9 protein-coding genes are annotated in these 20,952 nt (G+C 50.9%); all 9 read right to left on the bottom strand.

What is annotated here, in order from left to right; all coding sequences use genetic code 11:
- Nucleotides 1-138 precede the first annotated feature (138 nt).
- Nucleotides 139-1,221, bottom strand: coding sequence for a LamG-like jellyroll fold domain-containing protein (locus IX84_RS12605; protein ID WP_044221053.1), 1,083 nt, complete (start codon nt 1,219-1,221; stop codon nt 139-141).
- Nucleotides 1,222-1,236: 15 nt separating this feature from the next.
- Nucleotides 1,237-2,688 (bottom strand): RagB/SusD family nutrient uptake outer membrane protein, encoded by a 1,452-nt coding sequence (locus IX84_RS12600; RefSeq protein WP_202965246.1) that lies wholly within the window; start codon nt 2,686-2,688, stop codon nt 1,237-1,239.
- Nucleotides 2,689-2,802: 114 nt separating this feature from the next.
- Nucleotides 2,803-5,853 (bottom strand): SusC/RagA family TonB-linked outer membrane protein, encoded by a 3,051-nt coding sequence (locus IX84_RS12595; RefSeq protein ID WP_081968733.1) that lies wholly within the window; start codon nt 5,851-5,853, stop codon nt 2,803-2,805.
- A 485-nt stretch (nt 5,854-6,338) separates the two neighbouring features.
- A complete protein-coding gene (locus tag IX84_RS12590; protein WP_202965245.1) occupies nt 6,339-8,186 on the bottom strand; it encodes a family 43 glycosylhydrolase in 1,848 nt (615 codons plus the stop codon).
- Complete coding sequence (gene bglX, locus IX84_RS12585; protein WP_052515980.1) at nt 8,183-11,179, bottom strand: beta-glucosidase BglX; 2,997 nt, start codon at nt 11,177-11,179, stop codon at nt 8,183-8,185. The genes IX84_RS12590 and bglX overlap by 4 nt, the downstream gene beginning before the upstream one ends.
- Nucleotides 11,179-12,486, bottom strand: a complete 1,308-nt coding sequence (locus IX84_RS12580; RefSeq protein WP_052515979.1) for a glucoamylase family protein — start codon at nt 12,484-12,486, stop codon at nt 11,179-11,181. The genes bglX and IX84_RS12580 overlap by 1 nt, the downstream gene beginning before the upstream one ends.
- Nucleotides 12,487-12,498: 12 nt before the next feature.
- On the bottom strand, nt 12,499-14,490 hold the full coding sequence (locus IX84_RS34105) for a glucoamylase family protein (RefSeq protein ID WP_044221046.1): 1,992 nt from the start codon (nt 14,488-14,490) through the stop codon (nt 12,499-12,501).
- A gap of 468 nt (nt 14,491-14,958) precedes the next feature.
- Entirely contained in the window at nt 14,959-16,578 is a 1,620-nt protein-coding gene (locus IX84_RS12570; RefSeq protein ID WP_044221041.1) for a sulfatase family protein, read from the bottom strand.
- Between the two features lie 160 nt (nt 16,579-16,738).
- On the bottom strand, nt 16,739-20,416 hold the full coding sequence (locus tag IX84_RS30965) for a choice-of-anchor D domain-containing protein (RefSeq protein ID WP_160213762.1): 3,678 nt from the start codon (nt 20,414-20,416) through the stop codon (nt 16,739-16,741).
- Between the last annotated feature and the right edge of the window lie 536 nt (nt 20,417-20,952).

Here is a 20,952-nt window from a genome sequence, read left to right as displayed (position 1 = left end):
GCCTCACACTGCTGACGGACTACCAGGATGACCTTATAGGATTGAGGTCCTTCAGTCAATATTGGATGGGCAAAAAAAATGTTGGATACTCCGCTTTGGAGCATCCAACATTTAAAGTATCGTAAACAGCTTTAGACCTTACGATTCATCATCAATGATTTGCTGGATTTCTTCCTGAGTCAGCGCCCTGTTGAAAATCCGCAATTCATCCAGTTGACTTACGTCAGAGTTATGGTTCCAGTGTGTGAAGTTTGGTGCGCCAGACATGATTGACATGATTTCAACGCCTTCCCAGCTTGGACCAGCAAAATCGCCCGTTCTCACCACGTTTCCGTTGATGTAGACGGTATTCCCTTCCGGGGAAATGGTGAAAGCAAGGTGCTGCCAATCTGTATCCACTGCCGGATTCAGGCTGGCATCCTGACCACCATCAAACCAGCTATTCCCTTCACCAGTGCCGACATTCAGCTTGAATATCTGATTGTCTCCTCCAGCTTCTCTGAAGAATTTAAATCCATTGTTCAAGGTAGCAGGGGGAGCATCCTCTCCTTCGGGGCCCATAACAAGAACACCGGCACGGTTGGGCTCAGCGTTCAACTTATACCACATCACAGCCGAAAACTCCTCATTGACCAGCCCTGCTGCCGGGAATGTGAGGTACGCGCCTTCTGCACCAGCATAGGCGCCGGTTCCGACTTTGGCATCTGAAGTAAACCCTGGACTACCTACCCTTTCGGCAGAAGTTAAAGTGAGCAACTCCAGATACTCATTGTCAAAAGGCATGTAGAATACCTCACCGTCATACTTTGCGGTGTAAGGCTCGGTTTTTTCGAAGTCTACTGAAGCGGAGCCTGTTTTGCCCTCTCCATCCACTGCCGTAATAGTCAGGGTGTGCGGGCCATTGGTCAAGTCTTCATAGACCACCTCTTCGACTACCCTGCGGAAATCTTTGAAGTTTGACAAGGTGGCAAAAGTAGTACCATCCAGTTGCAGCGTAACTTGTTCCAGGAAAATGTCATCAGTCACTTCGAAACTAACTGTAATGTCGGTCAGGTCCTCTACTACCCGGATCAAGGTCCCGTTTGCAGGGAAGTTGATTTTCACCTCCGGGTTTTCCGTATCGGAACCAGTCTCTACGGGAGTAATATCATCGATGTAGCCTTCGTCACAACCAAAAGCCAGTGCGATGACAAAAAGCCAAATATATTTTGAGAATTTCATATCAAATTGTTGTAATTATTCATTGTTGTTGTGGTCCTTCAATTGCGGCAGCAGGTCTAACTGTAAGAGTGGGTACGGTAAATACCGCTCGTCCCGCTGGTAGCTCACCTGCTCACCATTGATTTCATGGTCGAGCTCCTCAATGCGGTCATGCCGCACCAGGTCATAGAACCGGTGGCCCCATTCCATTGCCAATTCCGCATACTTTTCATCCAAAACAGCATCGAGGTCTACAGAAGTCAAAGTAGGCATTCCTGCTCTTTCTCTTACCATATTGACCGCCTCATCAGCACTCATCACACTACTTGATGCTCCGGAGACCAGTGCTTCAGCATGCATAAGCAATATCTCTGCATACCGGATTACCCGGAAATTGTTGTTTTCTCCAAAGGTTGTTCTTCCGGGGGTATACTGATTAGAAGGCATGTAGTGCTTTGCGCTTTGAAAGTTATACCTTGGGTGATTGTTGAAAATGTCACCATCAGGTGAAACATTGGTAATAAAATCAGGTAGCGGGCTGTATTGAGGATCGCTTTCAAGGCTTGCTATCCCGTCAGGCGTAAAGTTCACACTGCCAATAAGGCGCGTTTCTTCACCCCGGTCAAGCATAAACTTGATAAACTTCTCATTAGGCTCCCAGAAGCCCCAGCCTCCACCGATACCTTCTACGGCTGGTGAGTAGCTTGAAGGCCCGAAGAAGTTCCACAGATAACGGGTATTGGTACCTGAGCTTTGCCCGAAATCTGAGTACTGCAGTTCCAAAATGCTTTCGTTGCTGTTTTTGCCTGGAATATTAAAGGCGTCATAAAAGTCCGGATACAACTCAAAAAGCCCTGAACTGATGATCTCATCGGTTGCGTTAACCGTTTCCTGCCAGTTCTTCAATTCCAGGTTGGCATAGGCTTTCAGGGCCAATGCTGCATATCTGGTTATGCCATTTTGAATATCCGTGCGTTGGTTTGGACGGGCATCTGGCAAGTCAGGAATCGCCAAATCCATCTGGTCTGAAATATGTTGCATGACCTCTTCAAACTCAGCTATTTCCATATCAACCAGCGTAGTAGGATCGCTTGACTCGAAGATGAACAAATCGCCCCATAGACGGGCGGCCTGCAGGTAGGCAAAGGCTCTCATCACACGGATTTCCGCGATATACTGATCTGCAAGTTGAGCGTCAGCTCCATTCTCCTTAAATCTGTTGACCCCCTCAATCAAACCATTGGAGTTGATAATATCTCCGTAAAGGTTGAGCCAGGCGGAATTGTACATCCAAAAGCTCCTATCGTAGCGGAACGCATCCGTTTCTATGAGCGGGAATTGGTCGCCAGCGGCGTTCACATCATCTCCTCTGACGCTTATCAGGGGGAAAGTTTCCCACTGCAGAAAGTTAAATTCGCCATAAGCGCCCTGAATGAGGAGAACCATATCCTCAGACCTTGTGTAGTCTACCCCCTCGGCAGGTTGCACATTTTGCAATGGTTCGTCAACAATATCCTGGCATGAGGGCAGTATTACCGCTGAAAGCAGTAATACTATTGTAACTCTAAATAATATTTTTATAGTCTTCATCATTTCAAAAATTTAAAATTTCACATTCAATCCCAGTGTGTAGACTGCTGCTACAGGATAGACCTGACGATCGATTCCGTTAGGTACTTCCGGATTAAATCCATTATAATCAAACACAGTAAGTGGTCTTTCAGCTGTTGCATATACCCGAATTGTCGGCATATTGGCATTTGGGGAGCGTTCATTGCCAAAAGTGTAGCCAAGCTGAATATTCTGTATGCGCCAAAAGTCTCCATCCTCAATGTAATACTCGCTACTATTTTGGTTCCAGCCTTTTCTCAGGCCGGCTGCGGAAGGATAGCGGTCAGATGTTCCATTGCCCCGCCACAGATTGTTAAACAACTCGGCATCAATATTGGTATCGTTGGTGAAAATAATTTCTCCCCGCTTACGGTTGAGGATTTGATGCCCCATCTGCCCCTGTAACAACATGCTGAAGTCAAGGTTTTTCCAGGAAAATCCTAAGTTAGCTCCGAATGTCAAATCAGGCAGGAAGCTGCCCAACGCTACCCGGTCCTCATCATTGATCTCACCGTCTCCATTTTGATCCCTGAAGAAGAAGTCTCCGGGAGCCAGATTGGCATTCGCCAGGAACTCTTCTGTATATCCGCTATTATCAATATCTGCCTGGCTCTGGAACACGCCATTGATCTCGTATCCAAAGAAGGCCAGGTAGGAACCGCCTACGATGGAGCGCTGCAGAAACTCTCCTCCCGTCTGCTGGAAATCTGCGCCGCCAAGGCTAAGCACCTGGTTGTTGAGCGTTGCAAAATTACCCCCAATATTGTAGCGGAAATCTCCGGTGCCTCCTGTCCAGTTGGCTGTAACCTCAAGCCCTTCATTTCTAATCTCGCCGAGGCTCCTTCTCACAGCACCTCTAATCAAAGGCTGCTCAATAAAGATGGCCAGGTTTCTGGTATCACGAATAAAGTAATCTGCAGTAACCGACAGTCTTTCATTGAAGAACCGTGCGTCTACTCCAAAGTTGGTTTCAACTGTAGTTTCCGGACGGTCGATAAGGTCGAAAGTGGGGTCAAAAACCCGGCCTTCCACTGGTGCTCCGTTGAAGACAGTCAATCTACCCGGGTTTAGGGTTGGCGTTCCGACGGCAGGGCTGATGGCATCATTACCCAATTGCCCCCAGCTGGCACGTAGCTTCAGAAAGTCGACCCCGGATACGTTAAAAAACGATTCTCCGGATACAATCCAACCCGCTCCTACCGTAGCGAAATCATTCCACCTCGTTTGGAATTTGTTGTTGCCATCGGTTCTGTATGTACCATAAAGCAGGTATCTGTCGTCAAAATTGTAGGAAAGCCGGCCAAAATAGGACATGAAGAACAAATTCGAGCCAAAATCACCAATTCCATCCTGCTCAAAATTGAGGGCCCGATCCAGATACCAAAGCTCCTCATTGTCCCGGGTAGGGTTAGGGTCGAGCTCCGTACCCCGAGCAAACAGGCCTTCCACAGATTCACTTCGGTAAGACTGACCAGCTGTTACCTGCAAATTGTGTTTCCCAAAATTGTCGGTATAAGTCAGGAAGTTATCCCAAACCTGGTCGAAGCGTGTCTGCTGGCTTCTCCGGAGGCTGGAAACACGATCCGTTACCCCATCATTAAAGGCAAAGCTGACCGACCGGTTGTTGATACTTCCAAAGTTGTAATTGTATTGAGTTTTGAAAGATAACTTTTCGGGGATAATTTGCGCCTGAGCATAAAAATTACCAACCACATTGATAATTTTGTTCTGGTTGTCATTGTAGATCAGGGAATAGAATGGATTCTGTAAGCCTCTGTACCCTAATTGTTGTGCATTAGCCAGCTGTGGATCAGTTGCAACTGTATTGAGCGTATCGATCTTAGGAAGAATCGGCACAGAATGATAGGCATTGAACCAGGCCGCGTTACTGCCATCATAACGTGTGGCATGACTTCCATTGATGTTACCTCCCACGGTAAGCCAATTGGTCAATATGGCATCAACCCGTGTTCTGATGTTAAACCGCTGGAACTCGTTGCGGGTCTCATTCAATAAGCCTTCCTGATCAATAAACCCGAGCCCAATGGAGTACTTTGTTTGGTTAGTTCCTCCGCTAAAGCTCACATTATGGCTCTGCATAGGGGCAGGGCTCATAATGAGGTCATACCAGTCTGTATTCACCGCAGGGATGTTGGGGTCCACAGTACTTCTTCCGTAGCGCTGCATGGCGTTGTCAATAAACCCTTGGTCTGCCGCTGAACCCGTCTCCTGGATATACTGTGCAAACTGCTGAGCATTAGACATCTGAATGACGTTCTGTGGATTTTGTATACCGTAATATCCGTCATATGTAATCTGAGGTGCCTGGTTGTAGGAGCCGGACTTTGTTGTAATCAACACGACTCCATTACCTGCCCGGACTCCATAGATCGCCGCAGAAGACGCGTCCTTTAAAACTGACATTGTTTCGATATCCGAAGGATTAAGGAAGTCGATGTTATCTACAAACATGCCATCAACAACGAACAAGGGTGCTCCGGCACCCTCAAAGGAACCGATACCACGTACCCGGACGGTAGGTGCACCACCGGGGGCACCGTTACTTACAATTTGTACGCCGGCAACCCTTCCTTGCAATGACTGCATCGCTTGTGGTGTGGGTGTTTTCACGATATCATCCGACTCCACGGTAGAGATAGCAGAAATCAAATCGCGCTCCCGTTGAGTTCCGTAGCCAATAACGACTACTTCCTCCATATTAACCGCGTCGGTTTCCAAAGCCACGTCTATAGTGGTTTGAGCCCCAACTAATACTTCCCGTGGAAGAAAACCAACATACGAGAAGAGGAGTGTGTCACTTTCGGTTGCCCGAATGCTGTAGGCGCCGTCAACGTCTGAAATCGTCCCGGTCACGCCACCTTTGATCTGAATCGTTGCCCCTATGAGGGGTTCATTTTCCTCTGCCGAGAACACGGTCCCGGTAATCGTTCTCTGCCCAAAAGAGGTGAAGGCTGTAAAGCTAAAGGCAATCCCTAGCAAAATAGCCCTCACAACAGCTGAGTTTTTGAAAATCTTGTTCATAAACTAAGAGTGAGTTTAAATAATTTGGTACTTGATCGTTCTCTATAGAAATCCAAAGTACTAAGCTACCAATAAATTGTAAGTCGGCGAAGAAGCGTTGTGCCTAAATTTTATTTGGCAAAGCACCCTACACATTTAACATAAAAATTGTTTTTAAACAAGAAGGAGGGCTAAACACGCAGGTTTCTACCTCTGCCCGTTACTAAATAGTTTTTTGCCTGCCAAAATGCCTGAATAAATTCTAATCTTTTCCCTAAACCTAACATTTTAGCACACATTCTGCTCCTGGCCTACTTGTCTGCAGGGAATCCTCAACCAGCTCATAATCAAAGATCAAGAAGCCAAAACACCTATTTGGGATCGCCAAGCCATTTGTTATCGCCATTTTCCAGCAGGGGAACTTTTCTTTTTTCAGCAGACGAAAATCTAAAGCGTTAAACCGAAAGGTAGTACAGCAAAAGAAGAATCGTTAGGCACTTATTTTTTCAATCTGTATAAACAATTCCACTGCGTCCTGAAATGCCATTTTCATTAAAGGCTTCCACCTGATAATAGTAGCCTTGGTCCGTATTCAGCGCCCGCAGTTCGTATGATGCCTGATCGTACATCTGTGCCGACAAGTTGAGTTTATCCTCGGCAATGCCCCAGTAGATGACGTGCCCTGTCGCTTCGGGATCCGGCGTCCAGGAAAGCAGGGCGTTGCGGCGGTCTTCCTGCCGTTCTACTTTGAAGTCAGCCGGCGCAGCAGGTAAGGCTTCCTTTCCATTGCCAAACACCCTGAACTCTGAGATCGCCAAGTTTTTGGTGCTGCAGTGCACGTGATCGTATTTGATATAACGGGCTTCCACCGCCTCCGGCAGCTCAATGTAGCCGTGCGGCATGTCGCGTTGGTTGTCCGAGTAATCGGCAATCACTTCCCACTGCTCGCCGTCCAGGGAAGCGCTGATGACGAATTGCTGCTTCAAAGTATCCGGCCGGCCGAAAATCTCACTTTTGAAATCCTGGAAGTTGATTTGAATGGCTTTCACGTCCATTACTTCTTTCAGGTCTACCTGCACATAAATGGAATCGTGGTTCGCTACCGACACCCAGTAGGAACGGATTTCTTCATCGTTGATCTGCTCAATGCCAAAATCTGTGATCTGCCCGAGCATATAGCCGTCTCCGCTTTCGTCCACCACATTCACATCCGACTCCACCAGCTTGGAGTTGGTGGTGACCGGCTTGCCAAAAGACAGCAGCATCCAGCCCGTAAAGCGGTTTTTGTGATTCTCCACCTCCGTATCCGGCAGATAGTGCGGGTAATCGCCGTATGCGGTATTGACGTACATCTGCCCGTCCTCGTCAAAGCCTGCCGGGTACATGCCGATGCGGCGCTCAAACTTGAAGTTGACTGAAATCGCCATAGTGGCAAAGTGCCAGTAGTTGCCGTTATTGTCCTGCACCGTGCTGCCGTGGCCGGAGCCTTTCAAAAACCCTCCCGGCTTGTACGAAATGGGGTTATAAGGCGCATATTCGAAGGGGCCCAGCGGGGATTTGCTGGTGTACACGCCATCCGCGTAGACGTTCCACTGCGTTCCGGGGGCACCGTACTCAAGGTAGTACGTATCGCCGTGCTTCATCATCCAGGGGCCCTCGATGAAAGGCTTCAGGTCTGATTTATGGTCTTGCCCGAAGCGCTCCCAGCCGTGCTTTTCCGGGTTCAGATTGAACAGATCCACCTGCTCGCCAATGGGTACGTACCAGTTGTTGGGATCCAGCTCAATACCGTGGATAGGCCACTTGTTGGAGGACTCTTCGTACAAATAGACCCGCCCGTCGTCGTCTACAAACAGGTTGGGATCCTGTACGCCCCTCGGTACGTTGATGACGGCGAAGTTGGTTGTCCAGTCTCCCAGCTCGGGATTATCCGTCTCAATCACCGCACCCCGGCCGGAGGGGTCTCCCAGTAGGATGATTTTGCCATCCTTGACGGCTGCCGCCGGAGCGTTGCAACCATTAAAATACCAGCTCTGCGGGCGGATAAATTTCCAGTTGCTCATATCGTCAGAAACCCAATAGCCATGGGAGCGGGTGACGAAGAGGTAGTATTTCCCCTTGAAATTAACCACCGCCGGGTCTGCCCCGGAACGATAGGAGACATTGTTCCGGGCCCGGTAGTGCGACATGTAGGAGTAGTCGATGTCTATCGGATTGCAGTAGGTTTTGTAATTGCGTTCTGTAGCCAGGTCCGTAGTGCTTTCCTGCGCTTTGCCGACAGGCTCCATGCAGCTGCCTAAAAGAAAGAGCAGCAGCAGGTATACCTGCCAGCGAAAAATTGGCTTATTCATCATCGTTTTGTTTTGGCATACTCAAAGGATAGCATCTGCACATCCCGGGAATTCGGACCCACAAACACCTGAAACTCGCCGGGCTCCGCCGCCCATCCGTTCTCGGGGGTCCAAAATTCCAGCAAAGATTCATCGATGGCAAAACGGACCGTTTTTTCCTCTCCGGGCTTCAGCAAGATTTTTTCGAAGCCCTTCAGTTCTTTGACCGGTCGGCTGATGCTGCCTACCACATCGCGGATGTACAACTGTACGACCTCCTGCCCTTCGCGTTCACCTGTATTTTTTACGCTTACGCTAACCGTCACTTTCCCGCCTTTTTCCATTTCTGTTCTGGAAATAACAGGCGTTCCATACTCGAATTGGGTATAGCTCAGCCCGTAGCCGAAGGGATAAAGCGGCTCGTTGGGGATGTCCAGATAATTGGACAGGAACTTCCGGCGGCCTCCTTTCACGTAGGGGCGCCCAGTATTCAGCATGCTGTGGTAAACGGGGATTTGCCCCACAGATACAGGGAAGGAAGTAGTTAATTTCCCGGAAGGGTTCACCTCGCCGAACAGCAGGTCCGCCACCGCATTGCCCGCTTCGGTGCCTGGGTGCCAGACGTCGAGTATGGCGTCCATGTTTTCATCTTCCCAAGTTAAGGTCATCGGCCGGCCGTTGAATAGCACCAGCACAATGGGCTTACCGGTTGCCTTGAGGGCCTTCAGCAGTCGTTCCTGAGCGGGTTGCAACCCGATGAAAGCCATGCTTGAAGACTCTCCGCTCATATCGGCAGCCTCCCCCATTACTGCTACAATCACATCCGACTGATTAACGATATCGACCGCCTCCGCAATCATGGTTTCTGGTGAGCGCTCGTCAATGACAATCTGCGGATTAAAAGCATTTACCCGTTTGGCGAAGGTGCTATCATCAGAAATATTGGCTCCTTTGGCGTAGCGGATGCTTCCGTTTGCTCCAAGCTGTGCTTCCAGCCCCTGACGTACGGTGATCGACTTTTTATAATCTCCGGATACACTCCAGGTACCCAGCATATTGGTTTGGTTGTCCGCCAGTGGGCCGATCAGTGCGATATTCGCCGATTTGTCCAGCGGCAGCACACCACCTTCATTTTTCAATAGTACTGCCGACTGACCTGCCACTTCGCGTGAAAAACGGCGGTTCTTTTCCGAAAGGATTTCCTTAGGCGCCCGGGTTTCATCGAAGTAACGGTAAGGGTCATCAAACAGGCCCAGCCGCTCTTTGGCAATCAAAATACGCTGGCAAGCCAGGTCAATCTGCGCTTCCGTAATCAGCCCCTCTTCCAGGGATTTTTTCAACGTGGTTACATAGCCTTCCCCTACCATATCCATATCGACACCAGCCTTGAGCGACAAAGCGGAGACCTTCTGTAAGTCGCCCATGCCATGTTCGATCAATTCGTTGATGGTCGTGTAGTCGGTCACTACGAACCCATCGAAGCCCCATTGGTCCCGCAGGATGGTCTGGAACAGGTATTCATTAGCCGTAGCGGGCACATAATCGATGACGTTAAAAGAGGTCATGATGGAGCCCACACCAGCATCCACGGCCGCTTTGTAAGGCGGCAGGTACTCATTGTGCAGGCGCACCCGGCTCATGTCTACGGTATTGTAGTCCCGGCCCCCCTCTGAGGCACCATAAGCCGCAAAGTGCTTTACGCAAGCCATGACAGTGGTCGGGTCAGTGAGGTCATTCATTTGGTAGCCGCGCACCATGGCTTCGGCGATCCGCGCTCCCAGGAATGGGTCTTCTCCGGCACTCTCCGCCACCCGCCCCCAACGTGGGTCGCGGGCAATGTCCACCATAGGCGAGAAGTTCCACATCACACCATCGGCCGTGGCTTCCCGGGCTGCTGTACGGGCCACTTGCTGCAGCAGATCAGGATCCCAGGTGCAGGACATACCGATTGGGATTGGGAAGATAGTCTGATGCCCATGAATGACATCCATTGCCGTCAGCAGGGGGATGCCCAGGCGGCTTTGCTCTACGGCAATCTGCTGAATATCCCGCATCTTTTTAGCGCTGCGCGAGCCGAAGATGCCGCCCACGTTTCCGTCTTTGATCTTTTGCTCTACATCGCTGCTGATGACCGCTCCGGTTACGGCTCCACCTTGTGTGACGAGGTTGAGCTGTCCAATCTTTTCTTCCAGTGTCATGATGGAAAGCAGGGAGTCTACCAACAAAGAATAAGGCTCCCCCTTATACTTTGAAAAGAGCCAGGGCAAGTAGTCCGGATCGGCAAAAGTGGGGTCCCAGGAATTGTGGTTAGCGTCCGGAAACAGGGTGATTTTGGCTAACCCGCCTTCGCGCTGCACCGCCCGCACCATATTAATGGAAAAGCGGGGCTGCACGACATCGTCTTTCAAACCATGAAACGCCCAGATGGGCACCTCAGTCATCTTGTGCGCCATTTCCGGTGGGCCGCCCCCGCAAATGGGCGCTGCTGCGGCGATCTTCTCAGGCATCCGCCACAGGAGCTCCCATGTGCCCATACCGCCCATGGAAAACCCCGTGACGTATAGGCGGTTTTCATCTACATACGGCTTTTTCAATTCCTGGTCTACCAAGTCCATTACTGCTGACAGTGCGGGATTGGCAGGCCGGTCAGAGGGGAATTTGAATTGCAATCCGCCGCCATCTTTTTCAATACGATCGATATTCGACCAATAATCAGAGGTTGGGCATTGCGGAAAAATCACAATAGCCGGATACTCCGTTTGTGCTTCTAAAAACAACGAACTGCCGTGCACGAGCTGCTTTTCGTTATCATCGCCGCTTTCGCCCCGTCCGTGCAGGAATAAGACGATTGGGTAGCGTTGATGGTCATCAAACCCTTCCGGATAAAGCACCCGGTAATTGAGCGTATAATCGCCATGTTGATGCTGCCGGTACAGATAGGTTCCGGTCTCTGTCTGGCTCCACGCCAGGTTAGCGAATAAAAGTGAGACAAAGGAAAGAATAGTGGTACGGTTCATTATTTTGTGGTTGTATGCTTTTGTATATCCAGTTTTTTCAACCCCTCCTGTATTTCAGGGGCAGACATAAATAGTTCCCAAATCAGGCCCGAGCGGTAGTTCTCTATCATCACGGGGATGGGTAATTGGTCGATGGCCAGGTAGCAGGGCGGGCACCAGCCAGATTGCTCGCTAAAGGCATCGTAGGGACCATATTGCCCGATATAGTCCGGGTGATTAGTGTACAAATGCCGCAAAAAGGCCATGCTCTCATCCGGTGTGTAGGGAAAAGAGGAAAGCGCCGCAGTGGGCGTAATCACCCCCATGTCATTCGAAGGGGCGTGAGCAGTATAACCACCCAGGGAATAACTGGCCGTCATTCCCCAACAGGCTTCCGAATAGCCCTTGTACTCCCTTGGATTTTCAACAGCGTAGGCATGGTGGATCAGGGCGTGACTGCGGTTCAGCTCCCAATAATCGGCGTAAGAATCTTGCAGCCCCTGTGGGTTCAGCCCCAGAAAAGAATAGTGGGCCCAAAACAACGGACCTACCGGGATGGTCTGCTCGCCGTTGTGGTCAAGCACGACATCATAGCCGTAAGCGCTTTCGTTGGAGACAATCTCTCCATCCTTCATATAGCCTTCGTGCCAGGCGGCCGGGTCAATCGGGTGGGTAGGCGAAGCGGCAGCCAGAATGTACATGATGGTGCACTCGTTGTAGCCCGTCACTGCAAAGTTCATGCGCCATTCGTGGGTGGGGGACCAATGCCAGTACAGCACATTCTCACCCTGAGTATACCACGACCACTCTACCTCCCGCCACAGCTGATCCAGCAGCTCTGCCAGCTCGCGCTCTTTTTTGTTGCCCTTTCGGAAATACTGCCGCGCCACAATCAGTCCCTGTACCAGGAAAGCGGTTTCTACCAAATCGCCTCCATCATCGTAGCGGCTAAAAGGCTTGACCTTGCCGGAAGGGTACATCCAATGCGCCCAGGCACCGTGAAAGCGGTCGGCATCGCGTAGCCATTCCGCCAGCTTTTGCAGGCGCTTTCGCCCGGCCTTACGGCTGATATATCCGCGCTCAATGGCAGCGATCGTAGCCATAATACCAAAGCCCGTGCCACCACTTGTGACCACATCGGCATCGTCCTGAGGGTAGACGTCTTCGTGTATGCGTTCCGGTGCAGCGCCTGAGATGGGCTCTCCGCCCTCCCAAAAGTAGTTGAAGGTTTGCTGCTGTACCCGGTCGAGCAGCGCTTCGTCGGACTGCGCAACAGCCGGGCTGCCCAATAAGGCGCACAGTAAGCCTAGTGCAATGTATCGAATCATGTTTTCTGTTTTTTAGTAGGTGAAATCTAAAGCATCCAGCCCCTGCTGTACTTCCGGAGCGGACATGAACAACTCCCACAACAGCCCGGTCCGGTAGTTTTCCATCATACAGATGATAGGGCCCTGATCGATGGCCAGGTAGGAGTCCGCTACCCAGTTTTCGCCGGGGTGGAAGGCGTCGTAGAAACCGTACTCGCCCCAAAGGCGGTCTCCCAAATCGTAATAAAAATGACGTAAAGCAGCCATGCTTTCTTCCGGGGTGAATACAATAGATGACAAGGCGGCTGTAGGGGTAATAACACCGCGATCGTTGGTGGGGCTATGCGCCGTGTATCCGTTGAAGCTGTCACTTGCGGTCAAACCCCAGCACTGTTCGGAGTAGCCAAAGAATCTCCGTGGATTATTAGCACAGTACAGATGATTGATGAGGGAATGATTGATATTTTGTGTCCAGTAGTTGGCATAGTCGTCTTCCAGATTTCGGGGGTCGAGCCCGAGGTAGGAATAGTGGGTAAAAAACAGAGGCCCGCCAAAGTCACTATTGCCCAATGGCAGGGTGACGCCGTAGAAGGAGTCGCCATTGACCATTGCCCCTCCCCTTGCGTAGCCCGAATGGTATACGGATGGTTCTATCGGATAGGTTGGTGAGGCAGCTGCCAGGATATAGGTCATCTGGGTTTCGTTGTGCCCGCGTATTGGCAAATTGATTTCGAATTCGTGATCCGGCGACCAGTGCCAGTACAGTGCCTGATCCTGCCCTTTGGTGTACCAGTCCCACTCCACCCCTTCCCAGAGCACTGTGATACGGTCGATCAGATCAGTTTGTCCTGGCACTTCTTGTTTCAGGTACTCGCGCACGGTCAGCAGGCCCTGTACCAAAAAAGCGGTTTCTACCAAATCTCCCCCATTGTCCAGTGCGCTGAATGGCCGGGCTGCTCCGGTTTCTCCATCCATCCAGTGCGCCCACGCCCCGTGGAACCGATCGGCATTTTCCAGGAATCCGACGACCTGCTCCCAGCGACCGACGGCCTCGCTCAGAGTGATGAATTCCCTTTCTACAGCCACAATCATCGCCATAAGGCCAAAGCCACTGCCGCCGCTCGTCACCGTATTCAGGCTGGTATTGCGCTCGCGGGCCATACCCGAAACCGGGTGCCCGAAGTCCCAAAAGTAGCGGAAGGTCTGCTCCTGCACTTTGGTCATTAGGTCTTCATCTGACAACAACGGGAAATCCAGCTCTGCCGAAGCCCCGGTGTAAAAGGTCAGGTCCAAACCGGTAAAATCACGCCCGGCGACTGCTCCCAGGCTTGGGGACACCGATAGCTGGTAGGTTGTAAAATCGGCCAGTGGCTGCGCAAACTGCAACTGAAAAACGGAGTCATTCTGTGCCGAAACGGTAAAGTCCACCGCCTCAGGCCCTTCTATAGCCATCTGCCCCCCCAGTTCCTCCGGCGACATGGACAATGCGTGCGAAAAAGTAATGGTAAATGGCCCCGCCACCGGGATTTCGTCATTAAGGGACTCACCATCGAGTGCAAAGGCGACTGTATCAGACGTCAGCGCTTCGACAGAGAGCGCTCCAAGGCCGATGGTAAAACTAATGGAGAAAGCTTCCAGAGGCTCCAGTCCCGGGCTCGTGATTGGTGTACGTGTCTGTAAGGTATAGGTTTGGCCTTCCACCCAATCTTCCTCTAGCTGAATCGTTAGTCTTTCATCCAGCGAATTCCAGGATTCTGTATCCTCCAATAGTACCCCATCGGCGTATATCTGGAACAGGTCGTTTGAGGTCACTTCCACCGGGCTGGAGAACCGCATGGTAAGATCCCCATCGCCGTCCACGGTACTCATATCGGAAATATTCTGGCTCCCCAGGCGGACGAAAGTTATCGTCAGGCGCTCCATCCCCATACCTGAAGGGTCTTCTTCCTCTTCACAGGAAAGGAAGCAAAGGGACGCGAATAGTAGTAACGCCAGGAAAGGTAGCAGACGATTGGTTAGTGGCATATTACGAAGTGAATATTTCGATGATTGATGGATTGTTGTGTGAATCAGGGCTTACACAACGAAAGGGTAACCCTTTGCAGCGAACTGGGTGGTGTATTCTTTCAGCTTTTGAGTAGCTGTTACAACCGTGGGCTAATGAATTATGAAGATATGCAATTCCCGGAATCTCCCTGAATAAAGACACAACATTCTGTAATAATCGGTGGGCACCCGACATGGCAGTGAGCGAAGATCGATTTTGTTATTCCTGTGACAGGCCATTGCTTACCCCAAAAAAAAACGCCTGACCTCTGCGCAGGTTGCTATGATGTAAGCATATGAGCCGATTAGCAGCATCCTTTTGAAATTATAATGGCTTTCAGCAGATAGACTAAACTGAGTAGTTTTTTGTCTATTGATTATTCTTCGGAATGCTAATCCTGGCTGCCATGCAGATTCTACTGTCCTGAAGGCAATAGACTTGATGGGTTACTGCTTCTCTTTAATGATCCCCCGCTCCCGGTACAATTCGATGTATTTCTGGTCCAGTTCTTCTGAATCCTTGTACTGCTCCCGAAGCTCATAAAGTTTTTGCGTAAGCTCTTGCACTACTTTGGCGTAAGCCGGGTCATTGTAGACATTATTCAGCTCTCTGGGGTCTTTTTTGCGGTCGTACAGCTCCCACTCATCAATATCGTAGTAAAAGTGCGCCAGTTTATAATCCTCAGTGACGATACCATAGTGGCGCTTAACCATGTGCGCACCGGGGTATTCGTAGTAGTGGTAGTAGGCGGCATCCCGCCCCCACTGTCTGTTATCACCTTGCAGCAAGGGCATCAAGCTTTCGCCCTGCATATCTTCGGGAGCTTCCACGCCTGCCGCCTCCAGGAAAGTCTGGGCGAAGTCGAGGTTTTGTACCATTGCATTAGAGACAGAGCCGGGCTTGATCTTTTTGGGCCACTTGACCAGCAGCGGAGTCAGGAAAGATTCATCGTAGATGAACCGTTTATCGAACCAGCCATGTTCGCCCAGGTAGAAGCCCTGATCAGATGTGTAAACCACGATGGTGTTGTCGCTAAGCCCGTTTTCATCAAGGTAATCGAGGACGCGTCCCACGTTTTCGTCTACAGCTGCCACGCAGGCCAGGTAATCCTGCATGTAGCGCTGATACTTCCACCGCATGAACGTAGAATCGTCCATAGTGGGGTACAGCTCCGCAAATTCTTCGTTTATAGGCCCGTAGACGGCATCCCACTCTTGTTTTTGTTCTTCGGTGAAGCGGGAGTATTTGCTCTTGAATACCCGATAGCCCCATTCACTGGGCTCTTCCACGCCGAGTTCTTTGGCCAGTTCGGGGTAGATTTTATTGTCGGCAGATATGGTCATATGCTCCAGCAAATTCATCTCCGCCTCTTTAGCCGCTGTGCCCCGGCCTTTGTAATCGTCGAAAAGGGTAGCTGGCTCCGGGAAGGTACGCTTAGTAAACTCCTTGTAGTGGCGTGGAGCCGGGAACCACTCGCGGTGGGAAGCTTTGTGAAGGTAGAACAGCATAAACGGCTTGTCTTCCTCCCGGCGGTTGCCCAGCCAGTCGAGGGTCATATCCGTAATGATATCCGTCACGTAGCCTTGTATGCTGGTATCGCCTTCGCTGGTGATGAAATCCGGGTTGTAGTAATCACCTTGCCCGGGCAGGATTTTAAATTCATCAAAGCCTTTTGGGTTGTTCCCAAAGTGAAGTTTGCCGAACATGGCCGTTTGGTAGCCATTGTCATGCAGGATTTGTGGAAAAGTGATGTTGGTCGTATCGAAAGGAAAGACATTATCAATTTTTCCGTGGATGTGGGCGTGCTTGCCAGTCAGTATTGTTGCCCGGGACGGTGCACAGATGGAATTGGTGACCGACGCATTCGTGAAGAGCATGCCTTCTCTTGCGAGTCGGTCGATATTGGGCGTACTGATCAGGCGCTCATCGTAGGCGCTAATCGCCTGATAAGCATGGTCATCACTCATGATGAATATGATATTGGGGCGCTCTTCCGCCTCTTCGGCAGCTTGCTGGCAGGCCGAAAATGATAGCATGAATACCGTAAAGAATAACAGCAATCTCATAGTGCTAAGGTTAATACTTGTTTATATTTCCTGAACTTCAATCTTTTATTGCCAGCCCATAATCAACTACAAGCCTTCAGAAAAAGTATGGTTTTCGGCTATGCCCCGGTAAGGTGTAAACCGTAAAGATGTACTCTTTAAATGATAATGCCCCCAACACCTACTGCTTCAGCAACATGTGCACCGCTGTACCACCATCCTTTTGCAGAAAGCGCACCCAATATACACCCACCGGCAGTTCTTCGATAGAAAGCTGCTGCCTGCCCGCCGTTTGCAGCGGCACTTCTTCCAGCAGTTGGCCGGTAGCGCTCCAGAGCTGTATTCGACCCGCAGCCTCTGTCTGCACCCAGCAGTGCGTCTGGGCGGGATTTGGGAATAGCTTGAAGGGCGCTTCATCGGTTGCCTCAGCGCTCGACAAAGCCGGATCGAAGTACAAACCGACCAGGTCAACCCAGACCTTATTGGCGCTGGGTAGCGTAACATCCTGCACAAATTCCATATCGATCTTTTGAATCTCCGACATACTGGGTGGGTTAGTTGCCCAGCTCGCAAGGTCGAATTCCTCAACGGGGAGGTCAATCAGCGTCCAATCCGTGCCAATATCGATAAAAGTTTCGCTGCCACCGTCCTGACCATTGACACCTTGCGTATCCTGCAAGTTGATTTTCACATCTATAGCCGGATTTTCTGCCCGGGCCACGATGACGATGCGGTTGAAGGTACTCAAGTCCACGGGCGGGAAAGCCCACATGTAGTAAACGGTGCGCGATGTGCTCAACTCGGTATCGAAATCCAGCTCGACTGCCACGTCGCCGTATTCGCCAACGCCTGATTGATCCACCGCCGTCATACTGCCTGCTGAGAAGCCAGCAACCTCACGGAAGCCGCCCACATTGGTATATTCCCTCCCATCCTCAATAATGCTGAAATCGGAATAAACAAAGTAGTCAGCAGGCTCCACTGCTTGCCCCGTCAGGTCAATCTCCACGCCCTGAATGTGCAAGGTGGCCTGTTTTGCACCGACTGTCTCCGGTGCGAAGGCAATGGAAATACTGGTCTCTTCGAGCGTCGTCAGGGTGACCTGCTGAGAGATGTTTTCCAATACAAAATCGTCGGCATCCGCTCCGTCAATAAAGATATCTTCCGGTTGAAGAGTCAGTTGCCCGCCGCCTGCGTTGCTAAAGGTCAGTGCAGCCGGCGCGGAAACATCGCCGGTCTCCTGTTCACCAAAATCAATAACAGCTGTGCTCACCGTCAGTTCCGGATTTTCGGGTATGAAACCCAGCGTGATGTCATCAATATCCCATTGGGTAATATTATCGGTCTGCCCCTCAAAAATCCAGGCGAAGCGTAGATCATCCGCACCCAACCCATGCTCCTCCTGAGTGAGGATAGCGGAAAAATCAGCGGCATCAATGAGAGGTGGATCCACCCATTCTGCGATGAGGTGCTGCTCGCTCCCGGTCATGGCTACTACCTTCAGGGTATAAATACCCGGCGAACCAAAGTCACGAATGCGATACCTGAAGGAGAACAGAAGGCTATCTGCATCCCCCGTCAGCACCTTGGGCGAATACAGTGGGAAGGCACCCTGGGTTTCCGGCTGCCACCAGAAGGTCATCTCCGGGGATTCACCGCCGGCATTATTTGCGTTAAAGGCACCCCAGTTCTCCACTTCTGCATCCCAGCCGATAGGCAGCCCACCGCCAGCCAGCCCTTCGAAAGGCTCGATCCATGGCAGCTCAGCTATGGTAGGGTCCACGCTCGTTCCCGTGAGGGGAATGCTCAGGTGCTGCACTTGTAGTACGGCTTCTTGCAGCCCTTCCCCCATCGGTAATAAAGAGACAGCAACAGAGACCTGATCACCAGCGCCCAGCGCTACTTCTTCCGTCAGGTTTTCCAATACATACGCCTGCGCTGCCGGACCGGATATGGCAATATCCTGAGGGCTTATCCGCAGGGTATCGCCCCCGATATTGCGAATGGTGAAGGAGGTGGGCTCGGAAACCTCTTCCAGTACCACCGCACCAAAATCAGCAGAATCAGGGCTGACGCTCAGCGCCGGCAGTGCCCGCAAACCTATATCGTCAATATCCCACTGTGTAATGTCTGCGGTGTTGCCTTCGAAAACCCAGGCCAATTGCAGGGGTGCTGTCCCGATACCGTGCTGTGCCTTGTACAATGTAGTCTCGTACTCATTAGCAGCAATATCAGCGGGGTCCGTCCATTCTTGGATCAGGGACTCCTCACCTTCAGCGATGGCAAGTACCTTCACAGAAAAGGGGCCAGGCTCCCCAGGGTCCAGCACCCGGTGTTTGAAGGAAAAAGCCATACTGTCCAGGCCACTGGTAAAAATACCAGGCGTGGTCAGCCTCAGCTCGCCCGTAGTGATGGGTTCCCTCCAGAAGTTCATTTCCGGCGCACTGCCACCAGCCGAATTGGCATCGACAGTCCTCCAGTTCGGATGGGTCCGCGCCCACCCCTGAGGCAAACTGCCATCAGTCAGGTCGTCAAATCCCTCGAACCAAGGGAATGAAAGCACACGCGCATCGAAAGCCGTGCCGCTCACCGGTATTTTCAGGGTATCAACGACCAGAAAGATTTCCTTGAGCCCCACCGTCTCAGGCACAAAGCTTACTTGTACTGTGGCGCTTTGATTAGGTTGCAGGATCACTTCCGCATCCAGGTTTTCCAACACGAACTCGTCAGCATGAGAAAGCACATCAAAAGATGCCCCAACCGCGAAGTGGTCTGAGCCGTAGATACCGGTAGGCGATGGCTGATTCAGCAAAATACCGGCTTGCAAAGGCCGGAGCTGCTCCGCGCTCTCCCTGCTGAAGAAGATGTAGTCGATACGCCGCTGTTGATGATCCAGGTTAAAATTAAGCGTACCGTGCTCGGGTGCCAGATCGTTCTCGTGAAAGAGCGGATAGACATCGATAAAATCTTCATACACCAGCTCCATCTCTTCCCAGTCGGGATCGGCGTTGAAGTCGCCGCAAAGAAAGGTTAGATCACCTGTCTGTGTTTGGTCGATAAAGCTTTTCAGGCCCTCGATTTGCTCAACCCGGATTTGCTGGCCTACTGCCGAGTTATGCAGGTGGGTATTGTAAATGTCGATCACATTGCCCCCGATCTCGATCTGCGCGTGGATGGCGGTACGGAAATCACTAAGCGGCGACAGGTCCACCGCGTTACTTTCCTCAATGGGGTAGCGAGAGAGAATGGCATTGCCGAAGCGGGTCGGCGCGCCTTCCGGGTCGCGTGAGGTAAATACGTAGAAATAGCCCAGCGAGTCCGCCATTGAGGCCGCCTGATTGGGCAGATTGGGCCGTTGGATAACTTCCTGCAGGCAGATCACATCCGGATCGGCTTCCCGGATTTCACCCAGCATGTAGTTGAAGCGTGCGGGCCAGTTTTGAGAGTCAAACCAGAGGTTGTAAGTCATGATAGAAAAGGGAGCCGACTGTGCGCCCTGAGCCTCCAGATAAATCTGGTCGGGATTAAGTGCCAGAGGAGCCGAACCCGTATTTTGAATGTCAAAAGCCTGTGGGACCGAGCTCTGTAAAATCTGTTGATCAGGGAAAGAGTGGCTGGCCGGGCTCACCGCCAGCTCGGTCATCATACCTGGAAAAACCAGTATATCACCGCCTGTTTCTACCTCACGGGCATTGCGGTTGGCATTGTTCAAGCCGAAAGCCCCCTGGTTAGTTGTAGCGTCGCCTATCTGATTGGCTAATAACTCGCCACCAGTCAGACCATTTAAATCTGCTTGCCAGGTGATGGATTGCGCTGCGGAATACACCCAGGAGAAAAGTATGAGTAAAAGCAATGTCAACCTTGTAAGGGTGTTTTCTTTTATGTTTTGGTGAAATATCGTAAAAATTGTCATTGGTATCTGATTTGTAATAATGCCCGGCACCAGCCCTCCGTGCAAGGTCAAATTCATGGGATCTTCCATTTCCCACTTCTATTAAAGGAGGCATAACAATAAATATACATTTTTTCTCGCACAAACACATCCAGACCAAAAAGGAAGATCAACTTATGTTTTGCTTTTTTTAACTATCTTAGCAGACAGACGAAAACCAGTTAACTCATTTTACATCAGTACTTTTCGCAAAGCGCCAACGTAACTCAACTTTCCCTGGTCGCTAGTGGCTCAAGTTCTAAGTCTCTGATAATTAAGCCGCCGGAATTTTGTTCGCTGATAAAGCCTGGAAACGTAGGCGTAGCCGAAGCTACGGCGAGGCTTTTAGGTTACATCAGCGGGCAAAAGAGCAAGGCTTGGGTTGTCAAGGATTTAGGACTTGAGCCACTAGTGGTCTGTCAAGGCTAAAACTAGGGGTTGCCTGCGGCGACTTTTGAGGCTAC

Origin of the sequence: Phaeodactylibacter xiamenensis (genome assembly GCF_000759025.1) — a bacterium.
Taxonomy (GTDB): domain Bacteria; phylum Bacteroidota; class Bacteroidia; order Chitinophagales; family Saprospiraceae; genus Phaeodactylibacter; species Phaeodactylibacter xiamenensis.
The sequence above is the reverse complement of the archived record's forward strand: the minus strand, read 5'-3'. Positions and strand labels throughout refer to the sequence as shown.